Raw genomic sequence first — 17,483 nt, forward strand, 5'->3', positions numbered from 1 at the left:
GGAGGTGCGGGCAATATGCCTAAAAACACACAGGGCATTGCCGTCATCGGTGCTGGAAGCTGGGGTACGGCCCTAGCACTTGTACTTGCAGATAATGGTCACCAGGTAAGGCTCTGGGGCCATAAACAGGAACAAATAGATGAAATAAACGAGCGCCACACCAACCATAAATATTTGCCAGGTTTAGAGCTTCCTGCAGGAATCAAAGGGTACACCTCATTGAAGAAGTCCCTGGAAGGTATCACAGACATCGTACTGGCCGTTCCGACAAAGGCCATTCGGGAGGTGTTGGGAAGGATTGAAGAGGTAGCAGAAAGTCCGCTCACCATTATCCATGTAAGCAAGGGGATCGAACCTGACACACTGCTCAGGATATCCGAGATGATCGAAGAAGAGTTGCCTCAGGCTCTTCTTGCGGAGGTAGTTGTCCTTTCCGGTCCGAGCCATGCGGAGGAAGTAAGCCTGAGACATCCAACCACAGTAACGGTTTCTTCCCGAAATATGGGTACAGCCGAAAGGGTACAGGATTTATTTATTAATCAGAATTTCAGAGTCTATACAAACCCGGATATCGTTGGTGTAGAAATTGGCGGTGCTTTAAAGAATATTATCGCCCTTGCTGCGGGGATAACTGATGGACTTGGATACGGGGATAACGCGAAAGCTGCTTTAATAACAAGAGGCCTTGCCGAGATTTCCCGATTAGGCACGGCGATGGGTGCAAATCCTCTGACTTTCTCAGGCCTCGCGGGTATTGGTGATTTGATCGTTACCTGTACAAGTGTACACTCCCGAAACTGGCGCGCGGGCAATCTGCTCGGAAAAGGGCAGAAACTCAATGAAGTGCTAGAAAATATGGGAATGGTCGTGGAAGGAGTCAGGACAACAAAAGCAGCTTACCAGTTGGCCAAGAAATACAACGTCGATATGCCGATTACTTCGGCACTTTATCATGTATTGTTTACTGGTGAAAATGTAAAAGAATCTGTAGACCGTTTAATGAATCGGACGAAAACAGCTGAGATGGAGGATCTGGTTAACATACTTGGTTCGAGGCTGGGCGATTAAATCTCATGCGCTCCATTAATTATTTTTTTTATATGGGCGTTAGAGGATACGGTTTCCTCCTGTGCTGCATACAATGCATCGTAGTAAACTGGTAATCTGACCTGGTTTATGGGGGGATTTAGTCAATGGCAGAAGATGGGTAATTTCTATCTTCTGCTTTTTTTTATAGATCAAAAATGTGACGGAAATTTTGAAGTATTCGACAAACTCTGCCTATGGTATAATATTCTCGGATTACATAATCAGATAAAGTAAGTTGTTTTAGACATTTATTGTGAGTCTCTTTATAAAAAAATCTTATAAAAAGTCTTCTAAAAAAGGAGTGTAATAAATGACACCAGCTCTACAGAAGATGTGGATTTCTTTTGCTGCCATGATTTTTATGTTTATTTCCATTATAACGATTTATTTCAGCCGTTATAAGCTTAAGGGTATCCTTCGAATTTTGACTGCGGTAATTGCTTACATATTGATGATTTCAGCTGGCTTAATTATATTATTTGTCGTATTAAGCGGACCGACTGCATAGTGAGGCTGGATAAAATGAAGAGAATGAAAGTAAAATTAACGGCGATTTTTTTAATGGCTATTTCATTATTAACTGGCTGCCTGTATCCGGAACAGAGATCAGTGGAAAATCAGGTGCCGTACAAGGAGCAAATCCAATCTGTCCAAAGTGCGATTGACCAGTTTAGGAAAGACGAGGGTGGAATTCTGCCGATAAAGACCAAACCGGGGGATACCCCATACTATCAGAAGTACCTAATCGATTTCAAGAAACTTGTTCCAAAGTATATGGCTGAACCTCCAGGGAATTCATATGAATCAGGTGGAGTATTTCAATATGTAATTATAGATGAGGAAACAAATCCGACAGTGAAAATATTTGATATCCGGATTGCCCAGCAGCTGCAGGACCTTAACCTTCGTCTAAGAATTTATAGGGAGAATAATAGTTACCCCCCATTTAAAGAGCAGTTGGCCAATGATGTGTTTACTCTGGATTTTAGGAAAATGGGTCTTAAAGAGGATCCGGCTATCACAAGCCCTTATTCCGGGAAGCCGCTTCCAGTCGTGGTGAATGGGGAGGCTGAATTGTTTGTAGACTATACGCCTGATTTAGTTGAAGCTACACAAAAAACAGATAAACAGTTCAAGTCTGGGGAGGATATCCGGCCGCTGTTAACCGGCACATCTGAGTTCGTTCCCGCTTACTCCCTTCCCTATACCATTGATCAAAAAACGAAAAAGCCAATCTTCTTAACAAAATAGGCATAACCCTTTTTCTGCAAAATATATTGTAGGGGAAGGGTTATTTTATTAGCTTCTGAAAATCCTTAACCTTACAATTAAAAGTACTCATATAAAACCAATCCGGCAGCGGTCAAAAGGAGGATGTGTAAATAAAAATTCAGGAATATATATTTAGGACAACATCATAGACTTATAGTGTCCTAGATTGTATAGACGGATGATGTTATCCCAGCAACTCTAATATCGGGAGGGGATACCTTGGAAAAGGTAGATATTTTTAAAGATATAGCTGAGCGTACCGGTGGAGATATATATTTAGGTGTTGTTGGCGCAGTGCGTACCGGTAAATCTACATTTATAAAAAAGTTTATGGAACTGGTGGTTATACCGAACATTAGCACAGAAGCGGACCGTGCAAGGGCGCAGGATGAGCTTCCGCAAAGTGCCGCAGGAAAAACCATCATGACAACAGAACCGAAATTCGTCCCGAATCAGGCAGCTTCCATTCATGTCGCGGAAGGACTGGATGTAAACATCAGGCTTGTTGATTGTGTGGGTTATACAGTGCCAGGAGCAAAAGGATATGAAGATGAAAACGGCCCCCGGATGATCCATACCCCATGGTACGAAGAGCCGATTCCTTTTCATGAAGCTGCAGAAATAGGCACAAGAAAGGTCATTCAGGACCATTCAACTCTCGGTGTCGTCATAACGACTGATGGAACAATCGGGGAGATACCGCGAAGCGACTATATTGAGGCGGAAGAAAGAGTCATTGAAGAACTGAAAGAAGTCGGCAAACCATTTATCATGATTATCAACTCGGTACAGCCGCATCATCCTGATACAGCCATCTTGAGGGAGGAGCTTCAAACCAAATATGATATCCCGGTCTTGGCTATGAGTGTGGAAGGAATGCGCGAAGTCGATGTACTTAATGTTCTCCGTGAAGCATTATATGAATTCCCTGTACTGGAAGTGAACGTTAACCTTCCAAGCTGGGTATTGGTTCTAAAGGAAAACCACTGGCTTCGGGAAAGCTACCAGGAGGCTGTTAAAGAAACAGTAAAGGATATTAAGCGGCTGCGTGATGTCGACAGGGTCGTAGGGCAATTCAACGATTTCGACTTCATTGAACGCGCCAGCCTCGCGGGAATCGAGATGGGCCAGGGCGTAGCGGAAATCGATCTTTATGCCCCGGATGCCCTTTATGATGATATTTTAAAAGAGATTGTCGGTGTTGAAATCCGTGGCAAAGATCATCTTCTTTCGCTGATGCAGGATTTTGCCCATGCGAAGGCGGAATATGATCAAGTCTCTGATGCCCTGAAAATGGTTAAGCAGACTGGCTACGGGATCGCAGCACCCTCGTTAGCGGATATGAGCCTTGATGAGCCGGAGATAATTAGGCAAGGATCACGGTTTGGAGTCCGTTTAAAAGCGGTCGCCCCTTCCATCCATATGATTAAGGTAGATGTGGAGTCTGAATTTGCTCCAATCATCGGCACAGAGAAACAAAGTGAGGAGCTTGTTCGCTACTTGATGCAGGATTTTGAAGACAATCCTTTATCAATCTGGAATTCCGATATATTCGGCCGCTCATTAAGTTCGATTGTAAGGGAAGGGATACAGGCAAAATTATCTTTAATGCCGGAAAATGCGCGCTATAAATTGAAAGAAACGCTGGAGAGGATTATAAACGAAGGTTCCGGCGGACTGATTGCGATCATTCTATAGGTTTTTGCACGGGAACCAGCCTTCACGGCGCTGGTTCTTTTTGCGCTGCATCCAGATCTCTTCCCATTCAGGTGGCTTTAGAACAATAACTAAATAATATATGTTTTTTTACAGAAAAGATTCCCATAATTAATTTAATTCCCTTGCTAATGGAATGGCATTTGTGATAATCTACATTAAGAAAACGCGTTATAACGCCATTTTTACCTAAATGGGAAATTTCACCATCTGCTCCAATGAATAATTTCCTACGCTTAATTTAGGATAAAAGGAAATTTTAACATAGTAACAAATCACTATTATACAGTGTTTGTAATATTGATTTTTTTACAAATCCTTTGGGAGGAGGTGAATGGCATGAACAAGACAGAATTGATTAACGCAGTTGCTGAAGCAGGAGAGCTTTCCAAGAAAGATGCGACAAAAGCGGTTGATGCTGTTTTTGATACAATCTTAGACGCTTTGAAAAACGGTGATAAAGTACAATTAATCGGTTTTGGTAATTTCGAAGTCCGTGAGCGTGCTGCTCGTAAAGGCCGTAACCCACAAACAGGCGATGAAATCGAAATCGCGGCAAGCAAGGTACCGGCATTCAAACCAGGTAAAGCACTTAAAGACGCTGTGAAGTAATTACATACGGTACTTTAAGCCGAAAGGGACCACTCGTGAGGGGTCCCTTTTTTGCTTCTTTTTTTAAAAGTATGTTAAAATTGGTTAATATGTCTTTTTTGCATAAGCTTTTGTTTTAAGGAGGAACATCCATGGGAAACGTTAATCATGCCCAAATAGAAAAGGCTGTAAGAATGATTTTGGAAGCAGTCGGTGAAGATCCGGATCGTGAAGGTCTTTTAGATACCCCAAAACGAGTAGCAAAAATGTATGAGGAAGTATTTTCGGGCCTAGACCAGGATCCGAAAGAATATTTTGAAACAATATTCGGGGAAGACCATGAAGAGCTTGTCCTTGTGAAGGATATTCCATTTTATTCCGTATGTGAACATCACCTTGTTCCTTTTTATGGAAAGGCGCATGTTGCTTATATACCAAGGAATGGGAGAGTGACCGGTTTAAGCAAACTGGCCAGGGCTGTTGAAGCTGTTTCAAGGAGGCCGCAGCTGCAGGAAAGGATCACGTCAACTGTGGCAAATTCCATCATGGAAAATCTTGAGCCTCATGGTGTGATGGTTGTTGTTGAGGCGGAGCATATGTGCATGACCATGCGCGGGGTAAAGAAGCCTGGCGCTAAAACAGTGACTTCCGCTGTTCGCGGAGTTTTTGCAGAGGATGCTCGTTCAAGGGCCGAAGTACTTGCTTTCATTAAAGGTTAATCAGATCGGTAAAAACTTTAGGATATGGAGGCATACATAATGGAGGATAAACTGATTAGGGATTACGTTGTAATCAAGGCAGTGGATGATGGAGTCAATGTAATTGGATTGACCAGAGGGACGGATACAAGGTTCCACCATTCTGAAAAACTCGATTCCGGTGAAGTAATGATCGCCCAGTTCACTGAACATACTTCAGCAATAAAAGTTAGAGGAAATGCAAAGATTTATACTCCTTTTGGAGAGGTTCAAAGTGAAGCCAAAAGGAGCCAGCCAGGTAAATAGACCCCATTTAAAGCTGTGTCCTCTGTTTTTACCAATCTGGCCGGCATAACCAGGCTACTGGAGGCCATCCTTATGCCAGCTTTTTTGGACACTGCATAAACAAAATAGTACACCGAAAGGTACTTTCCTATTATTTTATGTTATAATGATTTGTGCTCTTAAGCCGGTCTACAGTACCGGCAGTGCGGATTATAATTTATCTTACGACGTATGCAAGGGTGATCACATTTGTTAAAATTACCTACTCTTTTGGCAGAATTGAAAGATTTGATAGAAACAAAAGCGAATCATCCTTATTTGCAGATGTTTTTGGAAAAGCCGAAGATTGATGAAGATAAGCTGCTCCTCTTGGCAGGATTGTTTAATGATATGGAGATTACGGAAGCTGACCGGAAAAAATATATTATATCCACCATGCTTGTTCAAATGGCCCTGGATGTACATGAAACGGTAACAAATTCTGATCCAGGTGAACAAGATGGAAGCCGGTTGAAAAACCGGCAATTGACAGTGCTGGCAGGGGATTATTACAGCGGTTTGTACTACCAGCTGCTAGCCGAGGTAGACAATATCCCATTAATCCGCGTGCTGGCAAGCGCAATTAAAGACGTAAATGAACATAAAATATTACTTTACCAAAAGTCTTTAACCGATTTGGGCGGACTTATTGATACATTAACAGCGATCGAATCGTCATTGATTAGAAAAGTAGCCGACAATATGGGCATCCCTAGTTGGAAGGAGCTTGCCGCTGATATTCTTCTTTTGAAACGTTTGCATCGCGAAAAGAAGAGCTACCTGGAAGGTGGTCAATCCATCATATTCGAAAGTTTAAAAAAGATCTCATATCCGAAAAAGGACAAGCACGGCCATTTATCAAACGAACAGGTTACTGTCGTTTTGAATAAAATGGATCAGTGCATTGCAAGCGCGCACGCTTCTCTGCGAAGGACGTTGGAAATGAACGTTCCGGAACACGGGATCTTCTTAAGCAGGATAGAGGAGATTTTGAATTATACGGCGGTTACGGCAAAATCATTTGTGGAAGAAGGGTAAAACAATGGATGAGTCGAAGGAACAAAGGGTACATCATGTCTTTGAAAAAATCTATCATAATTATGACAAGATGAACTCTGTCATCAGCTTTAAGCAGCATATTAAATGGCGAAAAGTCACCATGGAACATATGAACGTCCCTCACGGTGCCAAAGCGCTTGATATTTGCTGTGGCACAGCCGACTGGACCATTGCCCTGGCGGAGAAAACTGGGCCTACAGGAAAGGTTACAGGCCTTGATTTTAGCAAAAATATGTTGAAAATAGGGGAAGAAAAAGTAAAAAAGCTGGAACTAGGAAATTATGTGGACTTAATTCATGGAAATGCTATGGAGCTTCCATTTGAAGATAATACATTTGATTACGTAACCATTGGTTTCGGCCTTCGTAATGTTCCGGATTACATGCAAGTACTCAAAGAGATGTACAGAGTACTAAAACCTGGTGGGATGGCGGTATGCCTTGAAACATCCCAGCCGACAATGCCTGGTTTCAAACAGCTTTATTATTTATACTTCCGTTATATAATGCCAGTGTTTGGGAAGCTGTTCGCCAAAAGCTACCAGGAGTATTCATGGCTGCAGGAATCGGCGCGTGATTTCCCGGGAATGGACGAATTGGCATCCATGTTTAGGACAGCCGGTTTTGCAGATGTAAGCTATAAACCCCATAGTGGCGGGGTGGCTGCTACACATTATGGTCGTAAAATTTAAATAAGCATGAAAAGCATTTACAAAGCTGGGTGGAGTGTATGAAACTTAAAATGTTGTATTCTGATTTGAATACAGATTTGAAAATAATCGAAAAAGAATTAGAAGCTGCCATACAGGCCGATTCACCTGTTCTTAGACAAGCTTCTCTGCATTTGCTGCAATCAGGGGGAAAGCGGATTCGCCCAGTTTTTGTATTGCTGGCTGCAAAGTTCGGCAAATATGATATTCAAGTAGTGAAAAACGCCGCGATTGTTCTTGAACTGATCCATATGGCCTCGCTGGTCCATGATGATGTGATAGATGATTCAGACCTGCGTCGGGGAGCACCAACCATTAAATCAAAGTGGGATAACAGGATCGCCATGTACACGGGCGATTATATTTTTGCGCGTTCTCTCGAAGTAATGTCCAATTTTAATAACCCACTGGCACACCAGTTATTGGCGCATACGATCGTGGAAGTATGCAAAGGTGAAATTGAACAGATTAGGGATAAGTATGACTTTGACCAGAATCTAAGGACGTATTTACGGAAAATAAAGCGTAAAACAGCGCTTCTTATCGCATCTAGCTGCCAGTTAGGAGCAATAGCGGCCAATGTTGACGAGAAGGTGCATAAACAACTTTTTCGGTTTGGCTACTATGTAGGAATGACCTACCAGATCACAGATGATATCCTCGATTTTACTGCTACGGAAAAGGAACTTGGAAAGCCTGCCGGTGGAGACCTGCGACAAGGAAATATTACACTCCCCGTTTTGATTGCGATGAAGGACCCGGCCATAAAGGTTAAGGTCGAAAGGGTACATGAGCACATTTCTAAGGAAGAATTGGCTGATCTGCTATCTTTGATCAACTCATCCGGTGCGATCGAACAAGCTTCAGAATTGGGAAATGCTTATCTTGAAAAGGCCTATAAAGTGCTCGCAGAACTTCCTGAGAACCGTGCAAAGAAAACGTTATCTGATATCGCCAAATTTATAGGTAAGCGAAAGTATTAATCAATCTTATCCGACAGGTTGCGCAATTTTTAAAAAAATGATACTATTTTTTGGGATTGCCTAAAAATGGGCATCTATCATTTATACATATTAGGGAGTGGACTTTCATGGAAAAAACATTTCTAATGGTTAAGCCTGATGGTGTACAGCGCAGCCTGATCGGTGAGATTGTATCACGTTTTGAGAAAAAAGGGTTCCGTTTAGTAGGCGCAAAATTGATGGCGATTTCACAAGAACTTGCTGAGGAGCACTATGGTGAACATAAAGAGAGGCCATTCTTCGGAGAATTAGTGGAATTCATTACTTCCGGGCCTGTGTTTGCAATGGTTTGGGAAGGTGAAAATGTAATCGCAACCGCACGTCAGATGATGGGGGCAACGAACCCAAAAGATGCGGCACCAGCTACCATTCGCGGCGACTACGCATCCACAGTGGGCAAGAATGTGATCCATGGATCTGATTCCCCTGAAAGTGCAGCACGTGAAATCGGCTTATTCTTCACACAAGAAGAATTAGTAGATTACTCTAAACTCATTAGCCAATGGGTTTATTAATAGAATCGTAACAAGGAATAAGCTTTGCCGGCTGGCAGGGCTTTTTTTGTGTCCCAATAAAAGAATTTCAATAAATACTCCTTAAATTGCAAACTTCTTTTCATTTCCTTCCGATATACTTAGTTGAGACCACAAAAAATGAATGTTTTTGAAGGAGCAACAATCTATGCCTGATGAGTATATGGATTTTATAGCAAAAATAAAAAAAATGACGGGGATCGATTTATCTCTTTATAAAGAAGCCCAGATGAAACGCAGGCTAGTATCGCTGTATGAAAAAAAGGGGTATAAAACATTTGGCTCATATTTTCAAGTAATTGAAAAGGATAATGGGGCGTTAAACGAGTTTCTGGACAGGATGACAATCAATGTTTCCGAGTTTTACCGCAATGCCAAGAGGTGGGAAGTCCTCGAGAAAAAAATCCTTCCAAGATTGCTCGGAACTTCGAGGAAACTTAAAATATGGAGTGCGGCATGTTCAACCGGTGAGGAACCGTATACGATTGCGATGGTTTTATCCAATCTTCTACCTTTGTCGCAAATTGAAATTCATGCGACAGACATTGACGAGAATGTTCTAGCAAGGGCCAAGATGGGCATTTATCCTGCTCGCTCCTTAAATGAGGTTCCCAGCGATATAAAGGCAAAGTATTTTTCGAAAAACGGGGATTTCTACGAGGTTGCAGATGAGATCAAGCGGACAGTCAAGTTTAAAAAACATAACCTGCTTGCCGATAGGTTCGATTCTGGATTTGACTTAATTGTGTGCCGTAATGTGCTCATTTATTTTACAGAAGAAGCAAAACATACCCTTTACAATAAATTCAGTGAGTCCCTTAAAGAAGGGGGAGTTTTCTTCGTCGGAAGTACGGAACAGATCTTTAACCCTACCACTTACCATTTTGATACCGAAGATACCTTTTTTTATAAAAAGCAATCAGATAAATTCGCGCTAAGTACAGGCAGAAAAGGCTGATTTTCCCTTCGCAGGAGAATCAGCTTTTTTTAAATTTTCTAATTTTAAAGAATGATTACAGTTCCCACTTTTCGAAAAACTATGTTATATTGATACATAAATCCTTTAAAGAGAAAAAGGGGGAAACTTTATGAGATATTTAACGGCTGGGGAATCCCATGGACCGCAGTTGACCACTATCATTGAGGGGCTGCCTGCCGGAATGCCGATTACGAAGGAAGATATAAACAATGAACTTGCCCGCAGGCAGAAAGGATACGGCCGCGGAAGAAGAATGCAAATAGAAAAAGACCAGGCTTTTGTTGCATCCGGAATCAGGCACGGGTATACACTTGGTTCTCCTGTAGCGTTAGTGGTGGAAAACAAGGACTGGACACACTGGACCAAAATTATGGGCAGTGAGCCATTAAGCGAGTCAGAAGCCGAAGAAGTGAAAAGGAAAATAACACGGCCAAGGCCTGGTCATGCCGATCTGAACGGCGGCATTAAGTATGGACATAGGGACTTACGGAACGTGCTTGAACGCTCGTCAGCAAGGGAAACGACTGTCCGGGTTGCCGCAGGGGCAGTTGCAAAGAAGCTATTATCTCTTCTAGGCATTCAAGTAGCATCCCACGTAATTGAAATTGGAGGGGTGAAAGCTAACCCGCCTGCGTATGCATCCATACAAGAGCTGCAGGAACGGACGGAGGCATCTCCTGTTCGCTGCTTTGACAGCAATGTAGAACAAGCGATGATGGATGCGATCGATCAAGCCAAGAAAAATGGCGACTCGATTGGCGGGATCGTTGAAGTGGTAGTTGAAGGAATGCCTGTAGGTGTGGGAAGCTATGTGCATTACGACCGAAAGCTGGACGCAAAGCTTGCGGCTGCAATTGTCAGCATAAATGCTTTTAAGGGTGTGGAAATTGGGATTGGTTTTGAAGCGGCCCATCTTCCTGGAAGTGAAGTACATGATGAAATTCTATGGAATGAAAAAGATGGCTACTACAGAAAAACAAATCGGCTGGGTGGCCTTGAAGGCGGTATGACAACCGGTATGCCTATCGTTGTCCGCGGTGTCATGAAGCCCATTCCAACCTTGTACAAGCCTTTGCAAAGCGTGGATATCGATTCAAAAGAAACATTTACCGCTAGCATCGAGCGTTCAGACAGCTGCGCAGTCCCTGCAGCGGCTGTAGTGGCGGAAGCCGTGGTTGCATGGGAGCTTGCCAGCGCCCTTGTAGACCAATTCCCGGCTGACCGTTTCGAAAAATTAGCCGAGGCCATAGAAACCCATAAGGCAGAGGCAAAGGAGTACTAATAGGCCATGGAAACCATTGAAATAAGTACGCCATCCAAGTCCTACCCTGTCTTCATCGGTAGAAATGCCGCCACCTATATGCCGGATTTTATTCGGGAAAATTTTTCACAAGTAGGAAAAATCCTGATCATCACAGATGAAAAAGTTGCCAACCTTCATTTACATACCGTAAAGGAGCTGTTGTCTGGTACCGGCATTCCAGTGTTGGAATACGTCGTACCTGAAGGAGAGCATGCGAAAACATTTGATGTATTTTACGAATGCCAGAGCTATGCACTGTCCCACAACCTTAACCGAAAATCCATGATTGTTGCACTTGGGGGTGGAGCAGTCGGCGACCTGGCCGGATTTGTTGCAGCGACTTTCATGAGAGGTATCCCGTTTATCCAGGTTCCCACTACATTGCTTGCACATGACAGCGCAGTTGGCGGGAAGGTCGCTATTAACCATCCGCAGGGAAAGAATATGATTGGCGTTTTCTATCAACCGGAAGCTGTATTTTTTGATGTATCTTTTTTGGAAACCTTGCCTCCAAGGGAGTTAAGATCGGGTTTTGCAGAGGTTGTAAAGGAAGCTCTGATCCAGGACCAGGAATTTTACAAGTGGCTATTGTCGAATGTAAGCAGGCTTGATAGCCTGTCAGAAGTTCAGCTTTTGCATATGATTAAAAGAGGGATTGAAATTAAAGCGGCAATCGTTTCAGAGGACGAAAAAGAAGCAGGTGTACGAGCCTATCTGAATCTTGGCCACACCCTAGGGCATGCCATTGAGGGGTTGGCTGGATATGGAAAAATCGCACATGGTGAAGCGGTAATGATTGGGACCATATTTGCTTTGCATTTGAGCATGAAAAAGACCCGGTTGGATTTCAACATAGAAGAGTTTATTCATTGGGCCGAGAGTCTGGGTTATCAAACGGGTATTCACGAAGGTTTTAACAATCAAGATATGCTTTCTTTTATGAAGCGGGACAAAAAGGTTACCGGAGACAATGTTACATTTGTTTTGCTTGAAAAAGTGGGCAGCCCAAAATTAGAGAATTTATCTGATAATGAAATTATTGAAAACCTTTCAACCATGTATACAAAAAGAAAATGACTACGAAACCAAGGGGGAGAAAAATGATTCGAGGAGTCAGGGGTGCGACAACAGTAGAAAAGAATGATGAACAGGGGATAATCACCGCTACGGAAAAACTGCTCGCGAAGATGATTGCCGACAATGAGATAGAGCCTGAAAATGTTGCTTCTGTTTTTATTTCTGTTACGGATGACATTGACTCAGTCTTTCCGGCCAAGGCCCTTCGCAAATTTGATGGCTGGACTTATGTGCCGGTTATGTGCATGAAGGAAATACAGGTAAATGGTTCCCTGCCGTACTGCATTCGGATCATGCTCCACCTGAATACAGAAAAAGCCCAGCAGGATATTCAGCATGCGTATTTGGAAAAAGCGATAGCATTGCGCCCTGATTTGAAAGACTAAACAGAATGGTAACCAATAGTTGTAGTGAAACATGAGCATTAGCAAAAAATAAAAAAACTGTCGTGGTTGCCGCGTATTAGTATGGTATAATATCTATATACTTTGTTGCTTTAAAGCGTTGATTTATAAAATGAGGTGAATGAAATGAAGTGGAAAAGTGCTGTGCGACAGCTGAAGCCCTACCAGCCCGGAAGATCCACCCAGGAAGTGAAAAGGCAATATGGCCTAGAGAGCATAATTAAACTTGCATCGAATGAAAATCCTTTTGGCTCTTCGGAGGCCGCTAAGGAAAGCATCCGAAACTTTAGCGATTCGTTTGCAATTTATCCTGACGGATACGCAACCTTTTTGAGAACAGCTGTGGCAAATCACGTAGGTGTGAAGGAAACGGAACTGATTTTTGGTAACGGGTCCGATGAAATCATCCAAATCATCTCCCGAAGTCTTCTTTATCCAAAAACCAATACGGTAATGGCTGCCCCAACTTTCCCTCAATACCGTCACAACGCAGTAATAGAGGGGGCTGAGGTAAGGGAAGTTCAGCTTATCGATGGTGCTCATGATTTGACAGGAATGCTAGAACAAATAGATGAAAATACTGCTGTAGTCTGGTTGTGCACACCAAATAATCCGACAGGTGTCTATATCCCAACTGATGACCTTGTTGCCTTCCTGGATAGGGTGCCAAAAGATGTTCTAGTAGTTATTGATGAAGCATACTTTGAATATGTTGTTGCTGATGATTATCCGGATAGCGTAAAGCTTATCAACTCTTATCCAAATCTTATTGTTCTAAGGACTTTTTCTAAAATTTATGGCCTCGCAAGCCTTAGGGTTGGGTATGGAATTGCAAATGAGGAAATTATACGTATGCTCGAGCCGGCACGCGAACCATTCAACACGAACACATTGGGGCAGTTAGCGGCAATTTCTGCTATAGATGATCAGGAGTTCGTAACAAAATGCAAGCAGGAAAACCGTAAGGGGCTTCAGCAGTATTACCGCTTTTGTGAAGAAGAGAACTTAAAATACTATCAATCTCAGGGGAATTTCATCTTAATAGATTTTGGCACGAGTGGTGACGAGGTATTTCAATTCTTGCTTGAAAGAGGATTCATTGTGCGGTCTGGAAACGCGCTAGGTTTTCCGTCCTCAGTCAGGGTAACAGTCGGTTCGCCAGAACAAAATGAAGCCATTATTGCCATCATGAAGGAATACCTTGCATCCAAAACCGTCAATGCCTAACAATGCAATAAACCGTTCATATCGGGGTGAGACAAGGTGAAGGGAAACGTTTTGATAATTGGACTCGGCCTGATTGGAGGGTCCGTATCTTTAGCGATAAAACAACAGCATCGTGAAGCTTTCATATTCGGCTATGATGTGAATGAAAAAAATATCAGGCTTGCCAAAATGCTTGGGATTGTAGATGAAGGGGCTGTAACTATAGAAGAGGCTGCCGTGGCCGCAGACCTAATAATCTTATCGGTTCCGGTTGCTGAAACGAGGAAAATCATGGCTTCCCTTTCATCTATATGCTTAAAGCCAGGTGTCATCATTACTGATGTAGGCAGCACCAAAAAGAAAGTGGTCGAGTCGGCGAAATGCCTGACAGAAAAGGGGATTTGTTTCATTGGGGGACATCCAATGGCAGGATCCCATAAAAGCGGACCGGGTGCCGCGAAGGCAAGGCTTTTTGAGAATGCTTTTTACTTATTGACTCCTGAAGAAAATACAGAAGAAGAAAAGATCAATGAACTGATGAAGTGGCTAGAAGGGACACAAGCCAATTTCCTGGTCGTTACACCTGACGAACATGATAGACTCACTGGAATCATCAGCCATTTTCCTCATATTATTGCGGCGGGGCTCGTTGGCCAAGCAAAAAATTATAATATGAAAAACAGCCTTGTGTCCCGTCTGGCTGCTGGAGGATTCAGGGACATCACCAGGATTGCCTCGAGCAGCCCGGTTATGTGGCGGGATATACTGATGCAAAACAAGCCGGTGCTTTTGGCTTTGATGGACGATTGGCTAAAGGAAATGGAACACATAAAATCGGTTCTTGAATTGGATGACTACGAAGGCATTTTTCAATTTTTCAAAAGTGCTAAAGAATTTCGTGATGAACTTCCCGTACATGCCAAAGGAGCGATCCCTGCATTTTATGATTTATATATTGATGTACCTGATTACCCAGGGATCATATCAGAAATCACCGGTTATTTTGCCCATGAAGGCATTTCAATTACAAATATTAGAATTATGGAAACACGGGAAGATGAAATTTACGGAGTGCTGGTTGTAAGTTTCCAGACGGACCGTGACAGGATAAAAGCGGAAGAATGTATCAAGCATTATACAAACTATGAGACGTTTATCGCATAAGTGCCATAAGCTTTGCTGGAAGGATGGTCATATGGAAAGCCGAAGGTTACACACGAATATTACATCACTAAATGGCATTCTCAATGTGCCTGGAGACAAATCAGTTTCCCACAGATCGATTATGTTTGGGGCTATCTCTCATGGCGAAACAACAGTGGAAAATTTTCTGCCGGGGGCCGATTGTTTAAGCACAATTTCCTGCTTTAGGAAGCTCGGTGTCAGGATTGAAGAAGATGGCTCGTCCGTGCGGGTTTTTGGAAAGGGTTTAGAAGGGCTTCAAAAACCAACGGAAATGCTGGATGTCGGGAATTCAGGTACGACGATCCGGCTCATGCTTGGTATTCTGGCTGGCAGGGAATTTGAGGTTGAGCTTGCCGGCGACCATTCAATTGCTAAACGCCCGATGACGAGGGTGGTTAAACCATTAAGGCAGTTAGGGGCAGTAATTGATGGGAAAAACAATGGGGAATTTACCCCGCTTACCATTAAGGGCGGAGATTTGAAAGGTATCACGTATGAACTGCCGGTTGCAAGCGCCCAGGTAAAGTCCGCTATCCTGCTTGCCGGGCTCCAGGCTGAAGGTGAAACGGTCGTGATTGAGCCGGAGAAAACAAGGGACCATACTGAAAGGATGATCAGCGAATTCGGTGGCCAGGTTACAAGGGACGGAAACCGCATAACGGTAAATGGAAAACAGACGCTTACCGCAACACATATCGACGTTCCAGGAGATATTTCATCAGCCGCTTTTTTTATGGTTGCTGCTGCAATTACTGAAAACAGTGAAGTAAAACTGATGAATGTCGGCCTGAATCCAACCCGTACAGGCATAATTGATGTGATGAAGAATATGGGCGCCGATATTGATGTTGAAATCCTTAAGCATGAGGGAGAGCCCTCCGGAAATATTACCGTACGTTCTTCAAACCTACAAGGGACCGAAATTTCTGGCGACCTTATCCCACGCCTGATTGATGAGATACCGGTTATAGCCTTGCTTGCAACTCAAGCCCAAGGCGTAACCGTTATAAAAGACGCCCAAGAACTGAAAGTGAAAGAAACGAACCGGATTGATACAGTGGCAAAGGAGCTTGCGTCACTCGGAGCAGATATTACGCCAACCGAGGATGGCTTGATTATTAAAGGCGGTCCTGCTTTAAAGGGGTGCACAGTTTCCAGCCACGGCGACCATCGCATAGGAATGATGCTAGCGATTGCGGCCCTGGTTACACACGGCGAAATGGAGTTGCATGATCCTTCTGCAATAGAAGTGTCGTATCCGGGATTTTTCGAACACCTATCCACTTTAATAAATTCATGACCGGGGAGTTCTCTCCGGTTTTTCCACATGGGTCGATAGTAAAAACTACTCGACATTCAGCATAAATCCCTGAAATTGTCATAGCCTTTCTTAAGGACAAGTTTAAGAGGTGGGTATATGGCATATATCATTGAGGATGCGAAATTGTATCAGCATGGCAAGCTTGTGGAAACATCCATCGTAGTAAAAGAAAATAAAATCTATTCAATACATTTGCCTGTCACTCGTCTTCATTTCCCAAGGATGAAGGCTGACAAGTTTATAATGGCTCCTACAAACGTAATGGTTTCTATGTGCATTCCGGTACAACCGGTTGACAAATACTGGTCAGATACGTTTATATCCAATGGAGCAACCACAATCATGGTTCCGATACCGGTGAAATACGAGTACCAGCTAACCTCCATGCTTGAGGCATACCGAACACGGTTCAAGCTTTGCCCACTGGACTATCTATTCACAATTTGCATCCCCCAAAGCCTTGTCACGCCAAATGTTATCAGGTTTTGCAAAAAACAAAAAATCCCTGCCATCTTCATAAAAATAACTGACCCTTCATCCTTTGACAACATTGCCTGGAGCTGGATAAAGCAGGCAGCCTTTCCCTACAATCCTGTTTTCATACCTTCCTTGGAAACAGGAGTAGATACCGGCGTGCTGCTGCATCACTGGTGCGAGGTGCTGTCTCAACATAAAATCCCGCATTTAACATCTCCTTTAGAAGAAACTCAACCATTAACCATCAATGATATGAAAAAAATTGGCATTTACCCGCAAAGAGGAGATTTACACTCCAATGGAGAAATAAGCTATAACTTGTTTTCCAAAGATGCGTTGTTAAACACTGAGAATGGAATTCCCGCTTTTAATTATGATAAACTATTTGTTACTGTGTTGAATGGCAAAGTAATAAGGGCCGGGTCTGTCATTGATCTATCGGGATATAAAGGGAAAGAACTTACAATATCCACCCCAGGCTTTTTTGTATCTGACTAACTTTAGATCTATTAGGAAAG

19 protein-coding genes are annotated in these 17,483 nt (G+C 43.0%); all 19 read left to right on the forward strand.

The window, feature by feature from the left end:
* The first annotated feature begins 15 nt into the window (after nt 1–15).
* The 19 genes from CUU64_RS05525 to CUU64_RS05615 all read left to right on the forward strand — a co-directional run bounded on the left by CUU64_RS05525 (nt 16) and on the right by CUU64_RS05615 (nt 17,463).
* Entirely contained in the window at nt 16–1,068 is a 1,053-nt protein-coding gene (locus CUU64_RS05525) for an NAD(P)H-dependent glycerol-3-phosphate dehydrogenase (protein WP_101632270.1), read from the forward strand.
* Between the two features lie 331 nt (nt 1,069–1,399).
* Nucleotides 1,400–1,597, forward strand: coding sequence for a DUF2768 domain-containing protein (locus CUU64_RS05530; protein ID WP_101632271.1), 198 nt, complete (start codon nt 1,400–1,402; stop codon nt 1,595–1,597).
* 14 nt (nt 1,598–1,611) lie between these two features.
* Complete coding sequence (locus CUU64_RS05535; RefSeq protein WP_180954469.1) at nt 1,612–2,340, forward strand: hypothetical protein; 729 nt, start codon at nt 1,612–1,614, stop codon at nt 2,338–2,340.
* Nucleotides 2,341–2,580: 240 nt separating this feature from the next.
* Nucleotides 2,581–4,059 carry a stage IV sporulation protein A gene (gene spoIVA, locus CUU64_RS05540; RefSeq protein ID WP_101632272.1) on the forward strand — a complete coding sequence of 493 codons (1,479 nt, stop codon included), beginning with the start codon at nt 2,581–2,583 and terminating at the stop codon, nt 4,057–4,059.
* A 357-nt stretch (nt 4,060–4,416) separates the two neighbouring features.
* Complete coding sequence (locus tag CUU64_RS05545) at nt 4,417–4,689, forward strand: HU family DNA-binding protein (RefSeq protein ID WP_117321719.1); 273 nt, start codon at nt 4,417–4,419, stop codon at nt 4,687–4,689.
* A 131-nt stretch (nt 4,690–4,820) separates the two neighbouring features.
* Nucleotides 4,821–5,387, forward strand: coding sequence for a GTP cyclohydrolase I FolE (folE, locus tag CUU64_RS05550; RefSeq protein WP_101632274.1), 567 nt, complete (start codon nt 4,821–4,823; stop codon nt 5,385–5,387).
* A 39-nt stretch (nt 5,388–5,426) separates the two neighbouring features.
* Nucleotides 5,427–5,672 carry a trp RNA-binding attenuation protein MtrB gene (gene mtrB, locus CUU64_RS05555; protein ID WP_101632275.1) on the forward strand — a complete coding sequence of 82 codons (246 nt, stop codon included), beginning with the start codon at nt 5,427–5,429 and terminating at the stop codon, nt 5,670–5,672.
* 228 nt (nt 5,673–5,900) lie between these two features.
* The gene (locus tag CUU64_RS05560) at nt 5,901–6,728 is read left to right on the forward strand and encodes a heptaprenyl diphosphate synthase component 1 (protein ID WP_101632276.1); all 828 of its coding nucleotides are present in this window, start codon (nt 5,901–5,903) and stop codon (nt 6,726–6,728) included.
* Between the two features lie 4 nt (nt 6,729–6,732).
* On the forward strand, nt 6,733–7,440 hold the full coding sequence (locus CUU64_RS05565; protein ID WP_101632277.1) for a demethylmenaquinone methyltransferase: 708 nt from the start codon (nt 6,733–6,735) through the stop codon (nt 7,438–7,440).
* Between the two features lie 38 nt (nt 7,441–7,478).
* Nucleotides 7,479–8,441, forward strand: coding sequence for a heptaprenyl diphosphate synthase component II (gene hepT, locus CUU64_RS05570; protein WP_101632278.1), 963 nt, complete (start codon nt 7,479–7,481; stop codon nt 8,439–8,441).
* 107 nt (nt 8,442–8,548) lie between these two features.
* Nucleotides 8,549–8,995 carry a nucleoside-diphosphate kinase gene (gene ndk / locus CUU64_RS05575; protein WP_101632279.1) on the forward strand — a complete coding sequence of 149 codons (447 nt, stop codon included), beginning with the start codon at nt 8,549–8,551 and terminating at the stop codon, nt 8,993–8,995.
* Between the two features lie 166 nt (nt 8,996–9,161).
* Nucleotides 9,162–9,971, forward strand: coding sequence for a CheR family methyltransferase (locus CUU64_RS05580; RefSeq protein ID WP_101632280.1), 810 nt, complete (start codon nt 9,162–9,164; stop codon nt 9,969–9,971).
* 130 nt (nt 9,972–10,101) lie between these two features.
* A complete protein-coding gene (gene aroC / locus CUU64_RS05585; protein WP_101632281.1) occupies nt 10,102–11,274 on the forward strand; it encodes a chorismate synthase in 1,173 nt (390 codons plus the stop codon).
* 6 nt (nt 11,275–11,280) lie between these two features.
* Nucleotides 11,281–12,372, forward strand: a complete 1,092-nt coding sequence (aroB, locus tag CUU64_RS05590) for a 3-dehydroquinate synthase (protein ID WP_101632282.1) — start codon at nt 11,281–11,283, stop codon at nt 12,370–12,372.
* Nucleotides 12,373–12,395: 23 nt separating this feature from the next.
* Nucleotides 12,396–12,758 (forward strand): chorismate mutase, encoded by a 363-nt coding sequence (gene aroH / locus CUU64_RS05595; protein ID WP_101632283.1) that lies wholly within the window; start codon nt 12,396–12,398, stop codon nt 12,756–12,758.
* 144 nt (nt 12,759–12,902) lie between these two features.
* Nucleotides 12,903–14,003: a histidinol-phosphate transaminase gene (gene hisC / locus CUU64_RS05600; RefSeq protein ID WP_101632284.1), complete on the forward strand. Its 1,101-nt coding sequence runs from the start codon at nt 12,903–12,905 to the stop codon at nt 14,001–14,003.
* Between the two features lie 36 nt (nt 14,004–14,039).
* Nucleotides 14,040–15,146, forward strand: coding sequence for a prephenate dehydrogenase (locus CUU64_RS05605; RefSeq protein ID WP_101632285.1), 1,107 nt, complete (start codon nt 14,040–14,042; stop codon nt 15,144–15,146).
* Nucleotides 15,147–15,177: 31 nt separating this feature from the next.
* Entirely contained in the window at nt 15,178–16,467 is a 1,290-nt protein-coding gene (gene aroA, locus CUU64_RS05610; protein WP_101632286.1) for a 3-phosphoshikimate 1-carboxyvinyltransferase, read from the forward strand.
* A gap of 117 nt (nt 16,468–16,584) precedes the next feature.
* Nucleotides 16,585–17,463 carry a hypothetical protein gene (locus tag CUU64_RS05615; RefSeq protein WP_101632287.1) on the forward strand — a complete coding sequence of 293 codons (879 nt, stop codon included), beginning with the start codon at nt 16,585–16,587 and terminating at the stop codon, nt 17,461–17,463.
* Nucleotides 17,464–17,483 lie beyond the last annotated feature (20 nt).

It is taken from the genome of Bacillus sp. V5-8f (assembly GCF_002863565.1).
Lineage (GTDB): Bacteria > Bacillota > Bacilli > Bacillales > DSM-1321 > Peribacillus.

Excerpts from the sequence above, each read along its gene's own strand:
- CUU64_RS05525 (WP_101632270.1), top strand. The coding sequence starts at position 16 with ATGCCTAAAAACACACAGGGCATTGCCGTCATCGGTGCTGGAAGCTGG.
- CUU64_RS05530 (WP_101632271.1), top strand. The coding sequence starts at position 1,400 with ATGACACCAGCTCTACAGAAGATGTGGATTTCTTTTGCTGCCATGATT.
- CUU64_RS05535 (WP_180954469.1), top strand. The coding sequence starts at position 1,612 with ATGAAGAGAATGAAAGTAAAATTAACGGCGATTTTTTTAATGGCTATT.
- CUU64_RS05545 (WP_117321719.1), top strand. The coding sequence starts at position 4,417 with ATGAACAAGACAGAATTGATTAACGCAGTTGCTGAAGCAGGAGAGCTT.
- folE (WP_101632274.1), top strand. The coding sequence starts at position 4,821 with ATGGGAAACGTTAATCATGCCCAAATAGAAAAGGCTGTAAGAATGATT.
- mtrB (WP_101632275.1), top strand. The coding sequence starts at position 5,427 with ATGGAGGATAAACTGATTAGGGATTACGTTGTAATCAAGGCAGTGGAT.
- CUU64_RS05565 (WP_101632277.1), top strand. The coding sequence starts at position 6,733 with ATGGATGAGTCGAAGGAACAAAGGGTACATCATGTCTTTGAAAAAATC.
- hepT (WP_101632278.1), top strand. The coding sequence starts at position 7,479 with ATGAAACTTAAAATGTTGTATTCTGATTTGAATACAGATTTGAAAATA.
- ndk (WP_101632279.1), top strand. The coding sequence starts at position 8,549 with ATGGAAAAAACATTTCTAATGGTTAAGCCTGATGGTGTACAGCGCAGC.
- CUU64_RS05580 (WP_101632280.1), top strand. The coding sequence starts at position 9,162 with ATGCCTGATGAGTATATGGATTTTATAGCAAAAATAAAAAAAATGACG.
- aroC (WP_101632281.1), top strand. The coding sequence starts at position 10,102 with ATGAGATATTTAACGGCTGGGGAATCCCATGGACCGCAGTTGACCACT.
- aroB (WP_101632282.1), top strand. The coding sequence starts at position 11,281 with ATGGAAACCATTGAAATAAGTACGCCATCCAAGTCCTACCCTGTCTTC.
- aroH (WP_101632283.1), top strand. The coding sequence starts at position 12,396 with ATGATTCGAGGAGTCAGGGGTGCGACAACAGTAGAAAAGAATGATGAA.
- hisC (WP_101632284.1), top strand. The coding sequence starts at position 12,903 with ATGAAGTGGAAAAGTGCTGTGCGACAGCTGAAGCCCTACCAGCCCGGA.
- aroA (WP_101632286.1), top strand. The coding sequence starts at position 15,178 with ATGGAAAGCCGAAGGTTACACACGAATATTACATCACTAAATGGCATT.
- CUU64_RS05615 (WP_101632287.1), top strand. The coding sequence starts at position 16,585 with ATGGCATATATCATTGAGGATGCGAAATTGTATCAGCATGGCAAGCTT.